This window comes from Mesorhizobium sp. M7A.F.Ca.CA.001.10.2.1 (genome assembly GCF_003998575.1).
Lineage (GTDB): Bacteria > Pseudomonadota > Alphaproteobacteria > Rhizobiales > Rhizobiaceae > Mesorhizobium.
The window spans coordinates 1-1655 of sequence record NZ_RZQY01000955.1 but is presented as its reverse complement, the minus strand read 5'-3'; the positions used below and the strand labels follow the sequence as shown (position 1 = coordinate 1655).

General features: G+C 62.5%; 1 protein-coding gene. It reads right to left on the bottom strand.

Going from position 1 to position 1655, the window contains the following annotated elements; translation table 11 throughout:
* Positions 1–285 precede the first annotated feature (285 nt).
* Positions 286–1647 carry a homospermidine synthase gene (locus EN964_RS33880; protein WP_245490726.1) on the bottom strand — a complete coding sequence of 454 codons (1362 nt, stop codon included), beginning with the start codon at positions 1645–1647 and terminating at the stop codon, positions 286–288.
* Positions 1648–1655 lie beyond the last annotated feature (8 nt).

Genomic DNA, 1655 nt, shown 5'->3' with positions numbered 1-1655 from the left:
TGCCATCGGCGGTTCATAAGGGCCGCTGGCCGCACAGGCGGCGGGCATCGTCGCAATGGCACCCGCCACGCTCATCGAAAGAATTTTGCGCGCAATGATCATATGAAAATCCTCTCCTCTCGCATCGGCCCGAAAACCGGAATCGATTTTCGACAAGCACGAGGCGTGCATCCAAGTTTCCAGAGCGACATGCGTCCAGATGAATGCGTGTCGTTGTGGTCCGCATCCCTTCAATCGCCCGATTTCCGGGCGATTGCAAGGCGGTGAGGCAGGTAGGCGGTGCTGCTATCGCACAAGGATGTTGCGGAACTGCCACGGGTCGTTCCGGTCGAGGTCTTCCGGGAACAGGCCGGGGCGGTTATCGAGCGGCGTCCAGTCGGTGTAATAGCCCTTGACCGGTCCGAGATACTGGGACTGCACTTCCAGGCACCGCCTGTAGTCCATCTCGTCGGCTTCGACGATGCCGGCCTCGGGGTTTTCGAGCGCCCAGACCATGCCCGAGAGCACCGCCGAGGTGACCTGCATGCCGGTGGCGTTCTGGTAGGGCGCCAGCTTGCGCGCCTCGGCGAGCGACAGCTGCGAGCCGTACCAGTAGGCATTCTTGTCGTGGCCGTAGAGCAGCACGCCGAGTTCGTCGACGCCGTCGATCAACTCGTTCTCGTCGAGCACATGATGCACCGGCTGAGGCTTGCCGGCGGCGCCGAACATCTCGTCGAGCGACAGCATAGCGTCGTTGCAGGGATGGTAGGCATAGTGGCAGGTCGGGCGGTATTGCACCTTGCCCTTCTTGGAACGCACGGTGAAGAAATCGGCGATCGAGATCGCCTCATTATGCGTCACCAGCAGGCCGTATTGCGCGCCGGGCGTCGGGCACCACGAGCGCACGCGCGTGTTGGCGCCCGGCTGCTCCAGATAGATGGCTGCCTTCGAGCCGTGCTTGTGCTTCTTGGCGTTCTTCGGCATCCATGTCTCGTGTGTGCCCCAGCCAAGTTCCGCGGGCTGCAGGCCCTCGGAGATGAAGCCTTCGACCGACCAGGTGTTCCAGAACACATCCATCGGTTTCGGCTTCTTGGCGCGCTGGGTGTCGCGTTCGGCGATGTGGATGCCCTTGACGCCGGCCTTCTTCATCAGCTTGGCCCAGCCCTCGCGGTCGTCCTGCGCGGGCTCCGAGAACTCCAGGCCAAGATCGGTGGCGAGATTGACCAACGCCTGCTTGACGAACCACGAGACCATGCCTGGATTGGCGCCGCAGGTGGAGACCGCCGTGGCGCCGCCGGGCTTGTCGTGCTTTTCCTTGAGCAGCGACTCGCGCAGCGCGTAATTGGTGCGGCTGGCGTTGTCCGCCTTGGCGTCGAAATAGAAGCCGAGCCATGGTTCGACGACGGTGTCGATGTAGAGAACACCGAGCTTGCGGCAGAGCCGCATCAGATCCACCGAGCCGGTATCGACCGACAGGTTGATGCAAAAGCCCTGGCCGCCGCCATTGGTCAGAAGCGGGGTCAAGAGCTTCTTGTAGTTCTTCTCGGTCACCGCTTCCTGGACGAAGGCGATGCCGCGCTCGTCGAGCAGCTTGCGGTCGGTGTCGCGCGGGTCGATGACCGTCATGCGCGACTTGTCTAACTGGAAATGGCGTTGAATCAGCGGCAGCGTGCACA